We start from the raw sequence: 17880 nt of genomic DNA on the forward strand, positions 1-17880 counted from the left end.
AAAGTCTCCTACTCGTCCCACGAACGGCCATCTTTGGTGATCAAAGCAACTGACGCAACTGGACCCCAAGTACCCGCAGGATAAGGTTTTGGTTTTTCGTTGCTTTGTTCCCACGATTGGATAATGCCATCCACCCAAGTCCATGCCTGCTCGACTTCGTCGCGGCGCACGAACAGCGCTTGATTACCGAGCATAGCTTCGAGTAATAGACGCTCGTAGGCATCAGCGATACGTTCATTTTTAAAGGTATCAGAGAAGCTCAAATCGAGTTTAGTGGTTTGTAGACGTTGTTTTTGCTCCAAACCTGGCACTTTGTTCATCATCTGGATTTCAACCCCTTCATGGGGCTGCAGACGGATCGTCAGCTTGTTCGGTGGCAGATTACGGTAGCTTGAGCGATATAAGTTATGCGGTGGGTTTTTAAAATACACCACAATTTCAGAGCTCTTAAACGGCATACGTTTACCGCTACGTAAATAGAAAGGCACGCCCGCCCAACGCCAGTTGTCGATATCCACACGAATAGCCACGAAGGTTTCTGTGTGTGATTGAAGGTTGGCGCCTTCTTCTTCTAAATAACCCGGTACTGGACTGCCCTTTAAGAAGCCTGCGCTGTACTGACCGCGTACGGTATTTTCATACACATTGTCAGAATTAATCGGACGCAGTGATTTAAGTACTTTAACTTTTTCATCACGGATACTGTCAGCGTCTAAGTTAACAGGTGGGTCCATGGCAACGAGCGTTAACACTTGCAGCAAATGGTTTTGGATCATGTCACGCATTTGACCCGCTTTGTCGAAGTAACCCCAACGGCCTTCGATACCCACTTCTTCTGCGACTGTGATCTGGACGTGGTCAATCGTACGGTTGTCCCACTTAGAGGCAAATAAAGAGTTCGCAAAACGCAGGGCAATCAAGTTCTGTACGGTTTCTTTACCTAAGTAATGGTCGATACGGTAAACCTGACGTTCTTTGAAGTAAGCGGAAACTTGGTCATTGATAACGCGAGAAGAGTCTAAATCTGAGCCGATGGGCTTTTCGAGCACCACGCGTGAATCTGGGTGGATAAGATCTTGTTCATGCAAACAACGGCAAATGTCGCCGAATATTGCAGGTGGCGTAGCAAAGTAACTGACCATAACGCGCTCTTCTGGTTTGAGCAGATCATGGAAGGCACTGTAGCCCGCTGAATCGGTAAAGTTAGTGCCTATATAGTGGCAGCGGGACAGAAAACGTTGGAGAGTCTCTTCGCACAAAGGCTCTTTCACGAAGGTGTTTAATGCAAGCGTGACTAATTCGATAAACTCATCTTGAGTAAACTCGTCTTTCGCGACACCGATCACTTTCGTATCTTTATCGAGAAGTTCAGCTTTATCTAGCTGGTATAAAGAAGGTAACAACTTGCGTCGTGCCAAATCGCCTTTAGTACCAAAGAGTACGAAGTCACAAGCTTTGGCGCCTGATGTTGTTTTGCCCATTGCGTTACGATCTCCTTTGTATGTCGTGTCCCTTCATGTCGATGAAGAAATCCACACTTTTGTTGTAATATAACAACAGAATTTGTTAAATGCATCTATTTTTATAAATATTAACATTCTTGCTAACTAGTCACTTGCTGCATAAATCTGATATGCTTTTTGTGCTTAAATTACTGAAGGTAGTAAAGTCTTATTTCAAAATTGTACTGAAAAGTTACTACATAGAGTCTATTAGTGGGCTGCCAGTCTTGATCTGCTCCCACGAAATAAAAATAAATAAAATTACATTCTCAATTTAGCGGACATACGCGTATGAATACCCTAGAAAAGGTTCAAAAAAGCCTCACCCATTTTAGTAAATCAGAACGCAAAGTTGCAGAGGTGATCTTAGCATCACCACAGACAGCTATACATTCTAGCATCGCCACACTGGCTAAGATGGCAGATGTCAGTGAACCTACTGTGAATCGTTTCTGCCGCCGCTTAGATACTAAAGGTTTCCCTGATTTTAAGTTACATCTAGCGCAAAGTCTTGCGAACGGTACACCTTATGTGAGCCGCCACGTTGAAGAAGATGATTCGACTGAGTCTTATACGACAAAAATATTCGAATCTTCAATGGCTTCGCTCGATACCGCACGTCAAAGCCTAGACATTTCAGCCATTAATAAAGCCGTTGATATTCTCACTCAAGCTAAGACTATTTCCTTTTTTGGCCTAGGCGCATCCGCTTCAGTTGCCCATGACGCGCAAAATAAATTCTTCCGATTTAATGTCCCTGTCATCTGTTTTGACGATGTTCTAATGCAACGCATGAGCTGTATTAACAGTAATGAGGGCGATGTGGTGGTATTGATTTCCCACACTGGCCGTACTAAGTCATTGATTGAAATCGCGCGTTTAGCGAGAGAAAATGGTGCAGCTGTGATTGGTATTACCGCCCGCAACTCGCCTTTATCAATGGAATGTACACTGCCCGTGACAATGGAAGTGCCAGAAGATACTGACATGTATTTACCTATGGCCTCGCGTTTAGCCCAATTAGTCACTATAGATGTATTGGCAACGGGTTTTACCTTACGTAGAGGTCCACGTTTCCGCGATAATTTGAAACGAGTGAAAGAAGTGTTAAAAGAGTCTCGCATCAATAAAGATCCGATACTGTAACTCACTTCCTTTTCTAAAAATGGCTAGTGTTGATCCTTAACCTAGCCATTTATCGTGCAAATATCAGCGATACCTCACAATTTTCATACATAACTTTAGATCAATTTGATTGTAACTTTACTACAAAATTTGGAATTGCATGGTAATATAGTCCCAAGATTTTTTTTAACTTTAACGGAGTATCCTTATGTTCCGCAGAACCAAAATCGTCACCACTCTAGGTCCCGCTACCGATCGTGATGATAACCTACGCCGCATCATCGCGGCAGGTGCAAACGTTGTACGTCTTAATTTCTCCCACGGTTCCCCCGAAGATCATCTAAAACGAGCAACTCAAGCGCGCGAAATCGCTAAAGAGTTAGGCGTTCATGTGGCCATTCTTGGTGACTTACAAGGCCCTAAAATCCGCGTTTCTACTTTCAAAGACAATAAGAAAGTACAACTCGTATTAGGTCAAGCCTATGTACTTGATGCCGAGTTAGCCAAAGGTGAAGGCGACGAGACCCAAGTGGGTATCGATTACAAGCAATTGCCAGACGATGTGACTGTTGGTGATATCCTGATGTTAGATGATGGCCGTGTTCAATTACGCGTTGAGCGTGTTGAAGGCCGTAAAGTGCATACCACAGTGACTGTGGCAGGCCCTTTATCTAACAACAAAGGTATTAACAAACAAGGCGGCGGACTTTCTGCTGCTGCGCTGACCGAAAAAGACAAGGCTGACATTCTCACTGCAGCAATGATCCAAGTGGATTATTTAGCCGTGTCTTTCCCGCGCAGTGGTGCTGACTTGGACTATGCACGCGATCTTGCCCGTCAAGCAGGTTGTAATGCGTTGATCGTTGCTAAAGTTGAACGTGCTGAAGCGGTTGCGACCGATGCCGCTATGGATGATGTTATCTTAGCGTCTGACGTTGTTATGGTTGCCCGTGGTGACTTAGGTGTTGAAATTGGTGATGCAGCACTCGTTGCAGTACAAAAGAAGTTAATCGCCCGTTCACGCCAACTGAATAAAGTCGTCATCACTGCCACCCAGATGATGGAATCGATGATTTCAAGCCCAATGCCAACCCGCGCCGAAGTAATGGACGTGGCGAACGCTGTGCTTGATGGTACCGATGCTGTGATGTTATCTGCTGAAACTGCTGCCGGTGACTTCCCAGAAGAAACCGTTAAGGCAATGGCAAATGTGTGTGTTGGCGCTGAATCTCACCCAAGTGTGATTGTGTCTAAACATAGATTAGATGTGCGTTTCACTTCAGTTGAAGAGACCATTGCGCTATCAACTATGTATGCAGCAAACCACCTAGAAGGCGTTAAGGCGATTATCGCTCTGACTGAATCAGGTGCAACACCACAGTTGATGTCTCGTATCAGTTCTTCACTGCCAATCTTGGGTTTATCACGTCACGCAACAACCCTAGCCAAAATGGCCTTGTACCGCGGCGTGTTACCAATCTACTTCGATTCAACTATCCACCCAGCCGATGAGCTAGCGCAAAAAGCGTTAGAAGCATTAACAGCGGCTGGTTATTTGAATAGCGGTGATATGGTGCTGATGACCAAAGGCGATGCAATGGAAACGATCGGCGGCACTAACACCTGTAAAGTGTTGATCGTAGCTTAAGTTGCTTAAGCTTCCTCTAACAACTCAAGCTCGTTAGAAAACAGCCAATAAAAAACCACCTCATGAAGGTGGTTTTTTTATATTGACTGTTTTCTGTAAGTGCTTATTTCTGTTGATGGAAATTTGTCAGGTTCTCATTGCTGAAGGAAATCTAAGCGGCCCAAACGGCTTAGCTATCGAACTTAACACCGCTTAGACCAAACTGCATTAACATTAAACGCGAACATCAAACACTAGCAATCACTATAACGCTTCGAAATCATTCACATTAATTGCCGCTAAGCGCAGCTTATCAGCATGCTGTAACTTTTGTTCTTCGTCGGCAGTGATAACGCCAGTCTCGAGTGCTTTTGCAAACAAGACTAGATTCGGCACTTTTGCTGGCAACTCACCGGCACGCTGCGCTTTCTTCAGTTTTTTATAGATATCTTTACAGGCATATTGCGCGATAAATGCTTGCTCTACTTCAGCAATACCGCCCTTATCCCCTTCAAATTCAGGACATAAGAAAGTAATACGTTCACGAGCAGGGCCAGGCTTCAACATACCGCTAACTAAATCGGTCGCCATTTTGTCGCTCGGTGCAGTGAAGTGATTACCCAGCGGGAAAATTAAGCCGCGCAGTAACCAGGCCACAGGACGGCTCGGGAAGTTACGAATCGTGTCTTCCAACGCTTTAGCCGCCAAGTGCAAACGATTGGCCATTACATAACGTACCGCAGGCAAATCGTCCTGTTGACGGCCATTATCTTCAAATAACTTCAAGGTCGCTGAGCCTAAATACAACTGGCTGAGCACATCACCCATACGTGCAGACAGCATTTCTTTGCGTTTTAAATCGCCGCCCATGATCAGCATAGATAAATCTGTCATTAAGGCTAATGCAGACGAAATACGCGACATATCTTTATAGTACTGCTTAGTTTCACCGCTCACTGGCGCACTGCCAAAACGGCTACCGCTTAACGCGCTAAACAAAGCACTGAAAGCATTACGCGTGGCATAACCCATGTGACCCATTAATAACGCATCAAAACGCTCTAAGGCTTCATGTTGGTTTTCCATCGCTGCGGCTTCCATTTCGGCGAGCACGTATGGATGGCAGCGAGTCGCACCTTGACCAAAAATCATCAACGAGCGGGTTAGAATATTCGCGCCTTCCACAGTGATCGAAATTGGATTCGACATATAAGGGTGGCCTAAATAGTTTTTAGGTCCTAATTGAATGCCCTTACCCGATTGAATATCCATGGCATCGTTCATCACTGAACGGCCTAATTCAGTCATGTGGTACTTAGCTATCGCGGTCACGACAGAAGGTTTGACTTTAAGATCGATACCCGTGGTTGTTAAACGGCGTGCGGCTTCTAACTGATAAGTGTTGGCAATAATACGCGCCAGCGCTTCTTGCACCCCTTCAAACTGACCAATTGCCATTCCAAACTGGTGACGCACATAGCTGTAAGCCGTTGTCGTCTTCGTCGCCATGTGACCAGAAGCCGTTGCCAATGCTGGCAATGAAATACCGCGGCCCGCTGACAAACACTCAACCAGCATACGCCAGCCTTTACCAGCAAACTCAGGGCCACCGATAATCCAATCGAGCGGAATAAACACTTCTTTACCTTGAGTAGTACCGTTCATAAACGCCATTCCCAGCGGATTATGACGACGACCAATAACCACACCAGGATGATCCGTTGGGATCAACGCACAGGTAATGCCTAAGTTTTTCTTATCGCCAAGCAGACCTTCAGGATCGCGCATTTGGAACGCTAAACCCAGCACTGTTGCTACAGGAGCCAGCGTGATATAACGCTTATCCCATGTAAGTTTAAGCCCAAGCATTTCTTCGCCGTTGAAAATATCACGACACACAATACCTACATCGGGGATAGCGCCGGCATCACTGCCCGCTTCTGGACCAGTTAATGCAAAACAAGGAATTTCATCGCCTTTAGCTAAAGCAGGTAACCAGCGTTCTTTCTGCTCGCTCGTACCATAGTGGGTCAGCAACTCACCTGGGCCTAAAGAGTTCGGCACCATCACAGTCACAGCAGCGCTTACGCTACGGCTGGCTAATTTGCTGACAATGGTCGAGTTTGCATAGGCAGAGAAAGCTTTACCACCAAATTTCTTCGGAATGATCAGTGCGAAGAAACCTTCTTTCTTAAAGTATTCCCACAGCTCTGGCGGTAAATCCTTGCGGTTATGCACTATGTCGAAATCATCGATCATCGTCAGTGCTGTCATTACTTGATTATCAATAAAGTCTTTTTCTTCAGCTGTCAGCGTCGGCTTACCGTAGCTGTGCAAGGTATTCCAGTTAGGATTTCCGCGGAATAACTCCCCTTCCCACCAGACATCACCGGCTTCCATCGCTTCGCGCTCGGTATCTGAAAGTGGCGGCAAGACCTTCTTGAAAAAACTAAAAACTGGGCGGGTAATAAACTGCATCCGGATATTTTTCACCGCAAACAACACGACAATGGCTATCAGGGCAAGAATTATAATCGTCAACATTATCAAGACCTTTTAATTAAGAAGAAACGGGGACTGATACACCAGCCGCCATGTAGGGGATCACTTTACGGATCACGGCTTCGATGTCGTTATGCTCACCAAACTCAGCAGCAGCAATGTCATTTAGGGCATCAGCGGACGCCATAGTGAACACGATAGTGCCTAAGGTAAAGTGTAAGCGCCAAAACATTTCAGCGGGTGGAATATGTGGTGCACTGGCCGAAACGGCTTTAACAAAAGCATCGAGATGCTGGCCGTAATGGGTAGTAATAAACCAACGTAAATGCCCTTGGCTTTCGATATAGCCACGGCCTAAAAGCTGCAGGAAGATCGTGGTACCTTCGGTACGTAGCGCGTTTAAATCCAATAAAGGATCGACCAAAGAAGACAGGATCTCTTCGAGTGTAGCTTGTGCTGGAGCGGCATTTAAACGGTGAATTTGGCTTGAAGCAGCAGGCATAAATACGTCTAAATAGCGGGCTAACACTGCACGGATCAGCTCTTTTTTAGAACCAAAGTGATAATTGACCGATGCTAAATTCACCTCAGCTTTGCTGGTAATGAGTCGCAAGGAAGTCTCAGAAAAGCCCCGTTCGGCGAACAGTTTTTCTGCGGCATCAAGTATTCTAGTTTTTGTATCGGATCGACTTGCCATTCCGTGACCTTGAATTAATTTAAAACACTCGTTTAAATTAAACATTGGCACCTAGGATGTCAAACAAAAATTGGACAAATTCACCGCTTTCTAGTCTGTGATACAAGCGGTATGTCGTACATGTCCGAATAAGTGTTAAAAACAAGTCAATTAACCCTTGTGCAATAACCCAGTGGTTTAGGTAAACTGTGTAACACAAAAACAACAAGGACAACTAGACATGGTTATTTCATTGAATCGTCGCAGTAAAATCGCCCTCACAGTGGCACTCGCGCTGGGATTAACGGCCTGTAATGATGCACAAAGTAAAACAGACAAAACAGCTACAGCAGCTGTCATCAATACCGCCCCAGATAAAGCACAAGCCATTGCTTTTATTAATGATGCTGAAGCCAAGATGGCCGAATTATCGATTGAATCTAATCGCGCCGAGTGGATTTACAGCAACTTTATTACTGATGATACCGCGGCCCTGTCTGCCGCAGTCGGCGAAAAGGTCAGTGCCGCGTCGGTAAAATTTGCAACCGAGGCGGCGAAGTACGCCAATGTGCAACTCGATCCCGTTAATGCCCGCAAGCTCAATATCCTGCGCAGTGCGTTAGTGTTACCCGCGCCGCTCGATCCTGCGAAAAATACCGAGCTGGCGCAAATTAGTTCAGAATTAAATGGCTTGTACGGCAAAGGAAAATACTGTTTTGCCGACGGCAAGTGTATGACTCAGCCTGAGCTATCGAGCTTAATGGCCGAATCACGTGATCCCGTAAAATTACTGGAAGCGTGGAAAGGCTGGCGTGAAATCGCTAAACCCATGCGCCCCTTGTTTCAACGCGAAGTTGAACTGGCCAATGAAGGCGCAAAGGATCTCGGTTATGCCAACCTGTCTGAACTATGGCGCAGTCAATATGATATGAAGCCCGATGACTTTTCACAGGAACTCGACCGTCTTTGGGGCCAAGTTAAGCCACTTTATGAGTCCTTGCACTGCTACGTGCGGGGAGAATTGAATAAAGAGTACGGCGATACCGTCGCACCGACCACAGGCCCCATCCCGGCACACTTACTTGGCAACATGTGGGCCCAGCAATGGGGTAATGTGTATGATCTCGTCGCCCCTAACAATGCTGATCCGGGTTACGATGTCACTGAGTTACTGGCAAAGAAAGGCTATGACGAGCATAAAATGGTGAAACAAGCCGAAGGCTTCTTCACATCATTAGGGTTCGCACCATTGCCAGAAAGTTTTTGGGCACGTTCTCTATTCGTTCAGCCAAAGGACCGTGATGTGGTTTGTCACGCTTCGGCGTGGGATCTCGATAATCTCGACGATATCCGCATTAAAATGTGTATCCAAAAAACTGCCGAAGATTTTAGCGTTATCCACCACGAACTTGGGCATAACTTCTATCAACGCGCTTATAAGCAACAACCATTCCTGTTTAAAAACAGCGCTAACGATGGTTTCCATGAAGCAATTGGTGACACAATAGCACTGTCGATTACGCCAAGCTATTTAAAGCAAATCGGCTTATTAGAAGAAGTACCTGATGCATCTAAGGATATCGGCCTCTTACTAAAACAAGCCTTAGACAAAATTGCTTTCTTGCCCTTTGGCCTGATGATAGATCAGTGGCGCTGGAAAGTGTTTAGCGGCGAAATCACGCCTGCCCAATATAACCAAGCTTGGTGGGATCTGAGGGAAAAATACCAAGGCGTAAAAGCACCGACTGAACGTAGTGAAGCAGATTTTGATCCGGGTGCTAAATACCATGTACCAGGCAATGTACCCTACACCCGTTACTTCCTAGCGCATATTTTGCAATTCCAATTCCATCAAGCGCTGTGTGAAACTGCAGGCGATAAAGGTCCGGTACACAGATGCAGTATTTATGGTAATCAAGCCGCGGGAGAGAAACTCAATAAGATGCTCGAGTTAGGCTTAAGTAAACCTTGGCCAGAAGCATTGAAAGAAGTCACAGGCAAAGAAACGATGGATGCAAAAGCGGTGCTCGATTACTTCGCCCCACTTAAAACATGGTTAGATGAGCAAAATACCACCGCAAACCGCCAGTGTGGTTGGTAAGGGTTCGTTAAATCATCACCCAATAACATAAAACAAAATGCCCAATAAAATTGGGCATTTTTATTCAATACTTATCTGTTTAATCTAACGCCATCCCATGCCTTTACGATTAGCTTCACGGTTTTCAAGCTTGAGCTGTTCTGACTTAGTTAACATCACATAAAGTGCCCCAGCACCGCCCTGCTCGGTTTTCGCCGAATGATAGGCAAGCACCATGTCGAGTTGTGATAACCAATAGCACACAGCGGATTTGAGCAATCCCGCAAAGGGTTGACTCTGATAGCCTTTACCGTGGATCAACATGACACAGCGTTCACCATGTGCCTGCGCTGCCAGTAAATAGTTAAGGACGGCATCACGAGCTTGGTTTAACCGATAAGCATGCACATCAAGCTCCATCTTGATGCTGTATTGCCCCATTCGGAGTCGTTTAAAAACGCCGCCTTGTACCCCCTCACGCTTAAAGCTCACAATGTCATCTGGCGCTTGCTGTGGAAATACTTTTAAATCCAGTGGCATACACGCTAGGAAGACTTCCCGTTGTAAAGCATCGCGTCTGTGTATTTGCTCAGCCGTCAACGCTTTCGGTGCTAAATTTACCACTGGCATATCGCCTTTTAGTGGCACGACTCCAGCCATTTCCTCAAAAAACAGTGCTGATTCATCATCCAGCATGGCAAGCTCCTTTACTTCACACTCTTGTATAGAAACACACTTTGTAAACATTCAAGGCTTTAGTTCAGCGAGCGCCTCCATTATAGTGACGCCATGATTGCCAGATTAGAATAAAGTAATGAAATTTTTGCCGCTAGTCCTGATGTGCTTATTGTCACTGCCAAGCTTAGCCAATCCAGCTAAAACTCATACAAAATCCACTGATGATCAATTGATCAACGCTAATTATCCTTTGTTTATTAGCGCTTTTAATCAATTGTCCCCCGAGGTGACCCGTGAGATTTACGCTGATGACGCTAGCTACTTATCTGAAAGTCAAAGTAAAGAAATTTACTATGGACGAGACAATATTATCGCCATTTACAAGAAGTTTTTCGATAAAATCCGCGCCAAAAAAGCCACTATCGACGTGGATTTTCGCATTACTAAACGCAAAATTATCGGTAATGGTGCCATAGATACAGGCTATTATTTGGTTCGATTTTACCCAGCACAAGAAACCGGCGAACCTGTGAGTGAATTTGCGGGCAAGTTTGCTATTGGTTCAGAAAAAGTCTCATCCACCCAATGGAAAGTGAGCTTAGATACCAATAACCGCGCAGAACCTAGCTATTATCTGAATGCGAAACCGGTACCTAACTTATATTATGGTCGCCAATTTCCGCCTTTACCTGCGGGTAAAAAATTACCCTAATATTAATGCCGATTACGTTTAAATGGACTATCTCACATCTAACGCATTTAGATAGAAATCGAATAAATTTAAACAAATACAATTAAATTAAAGATTTAGCTAACATGACTATAACTACACAAGCCTGCCCCTGTAGCAGTGGGATAAGCTATCAAGATTGCTGTGGTCCACTGCATACGCATGTAGACACTGGGCAAGTGATTGCCCGTACACCTGAACAGCTTATGCGCTCACGCTACTGCGCATTTGTATTGAAAAATTTTGATTACATTTTAAAAACACATCACCCTGACCATCTAAATGGCCTTACTCTCACGAGCCTCACTACTGGTCCTCATCCACATTGGTTAGGATTAGATGTACAGAGCAGTACTGAAACACCAATCCACAATGCTCAAGCGGCGATAGCTGAACAACGACATGGCACTGTTACTTTTAAAGCTTGGTATAAGCTCGATGGTGAAATTGATGCTATCTATGAGCGATCCGAATTCATCTATCAAGCAAGTCGCTGGTATTACAGCCAAGGCCAGCAAATGACGGCTAAATTGCCTGGTAGAAATGATCTCTGTATTTGCCATAGTGGCAAAAAATTCAAACAATGCTGTTTAAAATCTCGATAGATATACAGTGCTGAACTGCACTAGAGAATGACGATGAAGGTTTATAGTGCTGATTGAACAAGCACAGAGATGAATAATAAAGGCAACCTAGATTACAAACCTAGGTTGCCTTTATTTTATCGTGAGCAGCACATTTGAAATAATTGTGACTTAGTGGGTTATGACCGAAGCACTTTTAGCCGACAAGATAAATTGTGCAAACTCAGGCTCCCGTAATGCAGGGCTATAGAGATAACCCTGCGCCTGATGACAAAAACTTTTCGCTAAAAATGCTTCTTGCTCAAGGGTTTCAACCCCTTCTGCCGTCAAAGATATATTTAATGCATTCGCCATGGCGATAATGGCTGACACAATTTCGCGACTTTCGCGGCTGACGGTAAGATCTGAAATAAACGAACGATCAATCTTAAGTTTACTGATCGGAAACTGCTTCAAATAACGCATAGAGCAGTAACCCGTCCCAAAATCGTCAATCGCGAGCCCTACGCCTAATTCCGCTAATTCTTGGCATAACAAGGTCGCGTGGCGAATATCACCCATCAATTCAGTCTCAGTGATCTCTAAGATTAACGTCTTAGGTTTCAAGCGATAACGCGTCAACAACTGCCACACTTGCTCGAATAAATTACCACTGAAGAACTGGCGGGCCGACACATTCACATGCATTGTCATCTCTGCATTATGATGCTGCCATAGGTTTAACTGTCGACATGCGGCCTCTAAAACCCAACTGCCGATAGAATTTATCATCCCCGACTGCTCAGCAATATCAATAAAGGAAGCTGGAAATAACACGCCTCTTTTAGGGTGATGCCAACGGATTAAGGCTTCGGCGCCAATATAGGTATTCTGCTCAAGATCCCTCAGTGGCTGATAATAAAGCTCAAACTGACGACCACGGATCGCACTGTGTAAATCACGTTCTATCTGCGCATCCTCTTTAAATGCACTCAATAACGTGCTGTTAAATACTTGGATTGCAGTGCCTTTTTTCTTTTTAGCATACTGCACTGCAATATCGGCACAGGTTAATGGGGCAAACAAACTCGCAACAGAGGCAATATCAACCACAGCTAAAGCAGGCTTTGGTTCGACTTGCTCACGGCCGATTAAAATAGGCATAGCAAGATGTTGATACAGGCGCGTACTAAAATAATCGAGATCGTAAACCGCATTATCATCGGTCAATAGCACGGCAAATTCATCGCTGCCGACGCGGGCAATTTCGGTGGCCTTATTAATCTCAGAAAAATGTTTCAAACGGCGGGCAATTTCTATCAACAAACTATCGCCATTTTCATGACCATAGGTATCGTTAAAACGCTTAAATCCCACTAAATCAACTAATAACAACAGTCCCTTCGTGGTACGTTCAAGGACTTGATTAAAATGAGTACGGTTATGTAGTCCCGTTAATCCACAACGCCAAGCAAGCCGTTCAAGCTCTGACTTATAGTTATGCTCGTCGGTATTTTCTTCACACGAGACCAAGGCATAATGATTGCCGCGATCGGTAATGAACTGACTCAGCACGTATGTCAGCCAATAACGACTGCCATCGGCACGACTAAACTGCACTTCGCCTTTGGCAATTTCGCCCCTAAAGATTTGCGCTAGAGTTTGCTCGGCTAATTGGGCATGCTGCTTGAAAAAAGCCAACTCACGGATATTCGCGCCGATAATCTGTTCACGGGGCATGCCAGTGATTTCACTGTGCGCCTGATTCACATACTCGACTTTTTCAGTATGCAGATTAATTAACATACTGATTTGTCGCGATTGTTCAGTGGCACAGCGAAATAAACTCAAGCTTTCTTCTTTATCGTAGCTGTGTTTTGTCGCTAAGGTCAGGGCTAATTGGTCGGCCATCTGGCACGCGAGGTGAATTTCACTGTCATGCCAGTGGGGAGTCAATTGTGCCCGCTCGATGCAGAGCACACCTTCGAGATGGCCATTGATACGAATGGCGATGTCAAGACTCGAGTTGATTTGCCGCGGGATAAAATAGCACTCAGCCAATTCACTTAAACGTGGATCGGTGAGGGCATTGCCTGCATCGATATGGCGCAGAGTTTTGAGCTCGTGTACATACCGGGGACAATCTTGTAATAACTTAGGTCTATGAATGTCTTGCAACATAATAGAACCAAATTGTGCGACGAGTGATTGGGTTTGTTGATCAGATGAAAAAGTCCACACTGATACCAAAGAAACCGCTAAATTCTGGCACAACAACTCTGTGGTTAACTCTGCCGTCTTTGTGAAATCGCCCTGCTGTTTTGCAGTTGACTGTACCAAAGACTCCAATAAATGCTGATGCTGACGTCGCTTCACGCTGGTTCCCTACAAAACTTCGTGTTGGGCTAAAGGTCTTTGCTGTTAGCAAACTTACCTTGAAATTTAGAATTAAGCTGATTGAATTATTCTTATTTGGAGGCAGATTACACTAACTGTTGTAAGCACAGCAACATGTGGCACAATTTATTACAATTTGGTTAACAATAGCAGCATTTTTAGGCAATTAGCGCGATTTCCGTGATATCCATAACCGACTAAAAACTAAAGTGCTGCTTTAAAAATTACAGGCCGTTTTCCAATTGAAAAATCATTTTTTCCGCGCTGACATTGAAGGTCAGCAGTAAGTCGACGCCTTCAGTCTTAGTCACAAATTCAGTTTGCACTTCAGCAAATCGAGTTTGAGCGCGTGTTGCCATGCTTTCGGCATCCGCTTGAGCGCTATCGCCAACAAAATTTAACGTCAATAACGTATCGTGTTCATCAATAACGGCGCCGATATCGACAAAGCTGCCGCAATCGGTGCAAGTGTCATTCACTGTCGGGCTCTGTGCTTCTATTATGCCTTTCATCTGTATTCCTTAATGTATAGAGCGACTGATTAACGGCATCACTAAAATATGCTCGTTAAATTTTTAACGCGGTAAATTTTAACTCGATAGGTTAATACGAATTATAGGTAATTAAGCTTCAAGATAACTGGCTTTAGCTCACGCTTATTTATCGAAATGGATCAGATTGACTTGATGGGTATTGAAGACCACTTGCGGGAAGACGGCCTTAGGCTGAGGCGAGCAAAGGCACAAGATTACGTTGGATTGCCAATTGATCAGCAAAGTGCATGATCTCGACTTTGGGTGCGGTTAATTGGCCCCTTTGCCTCAGCTGAGTCACATGGTCACAGTTACTTAACGCTTCTGCCATTGCGACTGACTCGCCGCCACGGATGACTAAGGCTTCCGGTCGCAATGCTTGTTGTAATTGAAACGCACGTGGACCTTGAGCCATAAAAATACTGCTGTTATCAACCACTGGTTCAGCAGACGATAAATCCGCCATTAAACTTTGCTGCGGTGGCAATTCGAACTGACGTTGTAATTTTTGCGCCATATCAAGTTCATTTTGCCATTGGAATTGCGCCATGTCCCGAGCGTCAACCGACAGTAACGACAGCAACAGGGCGAATTCGCCCCGTCTGTCGTTTTCTATCGCCGCGTTTAAGCGGGTGCCAATTTGGGCTTCGTTGACTAAAGGAACATCAATTTGCATAAAAAAACATCGTCAAAACAATTCGTTGTTAGTTAATCGACCATTTGATACATAACTTTAGGAATATTTTTAAATTGGGTATTTACATGGAAAAGGTTTCTGACTACTATGGCGGCCGCAATTGAGGAGGGGTTCCCGAGTGGCCAAAGGGATCAGACTGTAAATCTGACGGCTCAGCCTTCGAAGGTTCGAATCCTTCTCCCTCCACCATTTGCACTGCAAGTTTTATCGTGTTGTTCGAAAATGATATAGAGTTTTACAAAAGCGTTAAAGGTATTCGTGGAGGGGTTCCCGAGTGGCCAAAGGGATCAGACTGTAAATCTGACGGCTCAGCCTTCGAAGGTTCGAATCCTTCTCCCTCCACCATCTTTATCTCTAACGCAGATAATCATTTTCAAAGACTAAACATGGCCAATGTCTAGTTTTGTCTTGATAAACAAGTCCGTTATTGATGATGTTTTGAAAGACAATTTTAAAAGTCAGTTGTAAAGCTAAAAAGAAAGTTTGTGGAGGGGTTCCCGAGTGGCCAAAGGGATCAGACTGTAAATCTGACGGCTCAGCCTTCGAAGGTTCGAATCCTTCTCCCTCCACCATTTCTTTCACTATCGCATATCCTTCTTGTTCCACTTCCGCTTAGTCTGTTCCAACTTAATCTGACTGTTCCAGCTTGATCTGATTAAATTCTTGGCATATCTATATTAAGTAAACTTTTTGGTGGACGACATTTTTGATTTCAATTACGTCGTGCTCTAATTTAAGTGAATGACTTCAAGGTCATCCAATAAAACCGCTTTGCCCGTCCCTGTGATATGCTCTGAAAATGATCCCTTTCGATGTGACTACTATGATTTCTAACACGATTCAACCACCAGTGGATTCTCACAGCGCTCACAGACTCTGCCCAACATGGGAAGCCCACGCGATAGGCAAGATTGAAGCGGATTTTCAGCGCAGCGCCGATACCCACTTGATTAAGCTTGAATTACCTATGCTCGATGGCATAGATATTTATCTCAAAGATGAAAGTACCCACCCGACAGGGAGTTTGAAGCATCGCCTCGCCCGCTCACTCTTCCTCTATGCCCTGTGTAACGGCTGGATTAAGCAAGGCACGCCAATTATCGAATCCTCATCGGGCAGCACAGCGATTTCTGAAGCCTATTTTGCCCGTTTACTCGGTTTACCTTTTATTGCCGTGATGCCCAAAAGCACGGCTAAAAAGAAGATTGAGCAGATCACTTTCTATGGCGGTCAATGTCATTTTGTCGATCATTCCAGTGAGATTTACGCAGAATCGGCGCGCCTTGCCGCAGAGCTTGGCGGCCATTATATGGATCAATTCACCTACGCCGAGCGTGCTACCGACTGGCGCGGTAATAACAATATCGCTAACTCGATTTTCAATCAGATGGAGCGCGAGCCACACACGATCCCGCGCTGGATAGTGATGAGCCCAGGCACTGGCGGCACATCGGCGACCATAGGCCGTTACATTCGCTATCAGAGGTTGGCAACACAACTTTGCGTGGTCGACCCGCAAAACTCCGTTTTTTTTGATTTCTATCAGAGCGGCGATGCCAGCTTAACCTGTTGCAATGGCAGTAAGATTGAAGGCATAGGTCGACCGAGAGTCGAGCCATCGTTTATTCCTGGTGTTGTCGATACTATGCTGCAAATTCCCGACGCCGCATCAGTGGCGACGATTCATTGGTTAGAACAATTGATTGGCCGTAAAACCGGCGCATCCACAGGAACCAACCTGTACGGCGCATTGCAACTTGCCGTACAAATGCAAGCGCGTGGAGAGCAAGGCTCAATAGTGACCCTCATTTGTGACTCGGGTGAGCGTTACCTTGATACTTATTACGATACAGATTGGATTACAGCTAACATTGGCGATATTGCGCCCTATCAGCGCCAACTTGCAGCATTTAATCATTTCGGCCAGTTAAGTGAGCTTGATTAAGCGACGGTATTAAGTCATTAGGTTTAGAATCCACAAAACATCCACCATAAAAAACGCCCCACAACTGTGAGGCGTTTTTTATGCTTTGCAGATTAGCATTAATCAATATTCAAATACTTATGGGTCTGGATCGATAAGCGCCAATTACGGGCGATACACACTTTAATCGCCAATTCGGTCGCCCGCGGCTTTTGACTAATCGGCTGCAGGCAAATCGTTTTCGCTGAAATATCGATGTCTTGCAGTAACTCATCAAGTTCATCGATGTGATTTTCAGTAGCGATAGGATGCTTAATCTCATTGGCGCGGTTCAGCGCCTGTGCTAATACCTGATAGCCCCCTTTCATGTTCACCTTGGGTGATACTGTCACCCAAGTGTCATCGGCACAGTTGATTTCGAAGGTGCCACTGGTTTCGATTTGAGTCGCAAAGCCTTGGCTGTGCAAGGTCTCGGTTAATTCGCGTAAATCGTACATACAAGGCTCTCCGCCGGTGATCACGATATGCCGCGCAGTAAAACCTTTAGCGTGAAAGGCAGCGATAAGGCTTTGCGCCGTATGATCAGCCCAGCGACCAATGGTGCCGTCCACGGTAATCACTTGCTCTGGCGACACCTTATTGGCTTCAAGCACATCCCATGTCTGTTTCGTATCGCACCAAGCACATCCCACGGGACAACCTTGTAGTCGGACAAATATGGCGGGCACTCCGGTAAAGACACCTTCACCTTGAATGGTTTCAAATACTTCGTTGACAGGGTAATTCATACTGACGTTCCACTTTTCTGGGGCGGCATTTATAGTGGATTTTAGCTTGAGCTGCAAG

14 protein-coding genes and 3 tRNA genes are annotated in these 17880 nt (G+C 45.1%); 9 read left to right on the forward strand and 8 right to left on the reverse strand.

Annotated features, from left to right (window positions below):
• Positions 1-8 precede the first annotated feature (8 nt).
• Positions 9-1481 carry a glucose-6-phosphate dehydrogenase gene (gene zwf / locus HQQ92_RS09795; protein WP_028759998.1) on the reverse strand — a complete coding sequence of 491 codons (1473 nt, stop codon included), beginning with the start codon at positions 1479-1481 and terminating at the stop codon, positions 9-11.
• A 312-nt stretch (positions 1482-1793) separates the two neighbouring features.
• Here zwf and HQQ92_RS09800 point away from each other — a divergent pair, with 312 nt between their 5' ends.
• Together HQQ92_RS09800 and pyk are read left to right on the forward strand one after the other, a co-directional pair.
• Positions 1794-2648 carry a MurR/RpiR family transcriptional regulator gene (locus HQQ92_RS09800; protein WP_006081563.1) on the forward strand — a complete coding sequence of 285 codons (855 nt, stop codon included), beginning with the start codon at positions 1794-1796 and terminating at the stop codon, positions 2646-2648.
• 187 nt (positions 2649-2835) lie between these two features.
• The gene (pyk, locus tag HQQ92_RS09805; RefSeq protein WP_105252459.1) at positions 2836-4275 is read left to right on the forward strand and encodes a pyruvate kinase; all 1440 of its coding nucleotides are present in this window, start codon (positions 2836-2838) and stop codon (positions 4273-4275) included.
• A 243-nt stretch (positions 4276-4518) separates the two neighbouring features.
• Here pyk and HQQ92_RS09810 read toward each other — a convergent pair whose 3' ends face one another.
• Positions 4519-6798 carry an acyl-CoA dehydrogenase gene (locus HQQ92_RS09810; protein WP_028760000.1) on the reverse strand — a complete coding sequence of 760 codons (2280 nt, stop codon included), beginning with the start codon at positions 6796-6798 and terminating at the stop codon, positions 4519-4521.
• A gap of 16 nt (positions 6799-6814) precedes the next feature.
• Complete coding sequence (locus tag HQQ92_RS09815; protein WP_028760001.1) at positions 6815-7453, reverse strand: TetR/AcrR family transcriptional regulator; 639 nt, start codon at positions 7451-7453, stop codon at positions 6815-6817.
• 220 nt (positions 7454-7673) lie between these two features.
• Between HQQ92_RS09815 and HQQ92_RS09820 the strand changes: the two genes are divergently transcribed.
• Positions 7674-9533, forward strand: coding sequence for a M2 family metallopeptidase (locus HQQ92_RS09820; protein WP_173244956.1), 1860 nt, complete (start codon positions 7674-7676; stop codon positions 9531-9533).
• An 84-nt stretch (positions 9534-9617) separates the two neighbouring features.
• Here the strand turns inward: HQQ92_RS09820 and smrA are convergent, their stop codons facing one another.
• A complete protein-coding gene (smrA, locus tag HQQ92_RS09825; RefSeq protein ID WP_173244959.1) occupies positions 9618-10208 on the reverse strand; it encodes a DNA endonuclease SmrA in 591 nt (196 codons plus the stop codon).
• Between the two features lie 118 nt (positions 10209-10326).
• Here smrA and HQQ92_RS09830 point away from each other — a divergent pair, with 118 nt between their 5' ends.
• Together HQQ92_RS09830 and HQQ92_RS09835 are read left to right on the forward strand one after the other, a co-directional pair.
• The gene (locus tag HQQ92_RS09830; protein ID WP_131524168.1) at positions 10327-10902 is read left to right on the forward strand and encodes a nuclear transport factor 2 family protein; all 576 of its coding nucleotides are present in this window, start codon (positions 10327-10329) and stop codon (positions 10900-10902) included.
• Positions 10903-11006: 104 nt separating this feature from the next.
• Complete coding sequence (locus HQQ92_RS09835; protein ID WP_131524167.1) at positions 11007-11525, forward strand: YchJ family protein; 519 nt, start codon at positions 11007-11009, stop codon at positions 11523-11525.
• A gap of 150 nt (positions 11526-11675) precedes the next feature.
• Here HQQ92_RS09835 and HQQ92_RS09840 read toward each other — a convergent pair whose 3' ends face one another.
• From HQQ92_RS09840 to HQQ92_RS09850, 3 genes are all read right to left on the reverse strand, one after another.
• On the reverse strand, positions 11676-13859 hold the full coding sequence (locus tag HQQ92_RS09840; RefSeq protein ID WP_173244961.1) for a bifunctional diguanylate cyclase/phosphodiesterase: 2184 nt from the start codon (positions 13857-13859) through the stop codon (positions 11676-11678).
• A gap of 245 nt (positions 13860-14104) precedes the next feature.
• Entirely contained in the window at positions 14105-14392 is a 288-nt protein-coding gene (locus HQQ92_RS09845; protein WP_113939682.1) for a DUF406 family protein, read from the reverse strand.
• 208 nt (positions 14393-14600) lie between these two features.
• Positions 14601-15089: a VC2046/SO_2500 family protein gene (locus HQQ92_RS09850; RefSeq protein ID WP_131524165.1), complete on the reverse strand. Its 489-nt coding sequence runs from the start codon at positions 15087-15089 to the stop codon at positions 14601-14603.
• Positions 15090-15214: 125 nt separating this feature from the next.
• On the opposite strand from HQQ92_RS09850, the gene HQQ92_RS09855 reads away from it, so the two are divergent.
• The 4 genes from HQQ92_RS09855 to HQQ92_RS09870 all read left to right on the forward strand — a co-directional run bounded on the left by HQQ92_RS09855 (position 15215) and on the right by HQQ92_RS09870 (position 17055).
• Positions 15215-15299: transfer RNA gene (locus HQQ92_RS09855), tRNA-Tyr, on the forward strand.
• 71 nt (positions 15300-15370) lie between these two features.
• Positions 15371-15455, forward strand: a tRNA-Tyr gene (locus HQQ92_RS09860).
• Between the two features lie 142 nt (positions 15456-15597).
• Positions 15598-15682: transfer RNA gene (locus HQQ92_RS09865), tRNA-Tyr, on the forward strand.
• Positions 15683-15909: 227 nt separating this feature from the next.
• Positions 15910-17055: a PLP-dependent cysteine synthase family protein gene (locus tag HQQ92_RS09870; protein WP_173244964.1), complete on the forward strand. Its 1146-nt coding sequence runs from the start codon at positions 15910-15912 to the stop codon at positions 17053-17055.
• Positions 17056-17153: 98 nt separating this feature from the next.
• Here HQQ92_RS09870 and queE read toward each other — a convergent pair whose 3' ends face one another.
• A complete protein-coding gene (queE, locus tag HQQ92_RS09875; RefSeq protein ID WP_173244967.1) occupies positions 17154-17822 on the reverse strand; it encodes a 7-carboxy-7-deazaguanine synthase QueE in 669 nt (222 codons plus the stop codon).
• Positions 17823-17880 lie beyond the last annotated feature (58 nt).

Source organism: Shewanella sp. DC2-4 (genome assembly GCF_013248875.1).
GTDB classification, from domain to species: Bacteria; Pseudomonadota; Gammaproteobacteria; order Enterobacterales; family Shewanellaceae; genus Shewanella; species Shewanella oncorhynchi.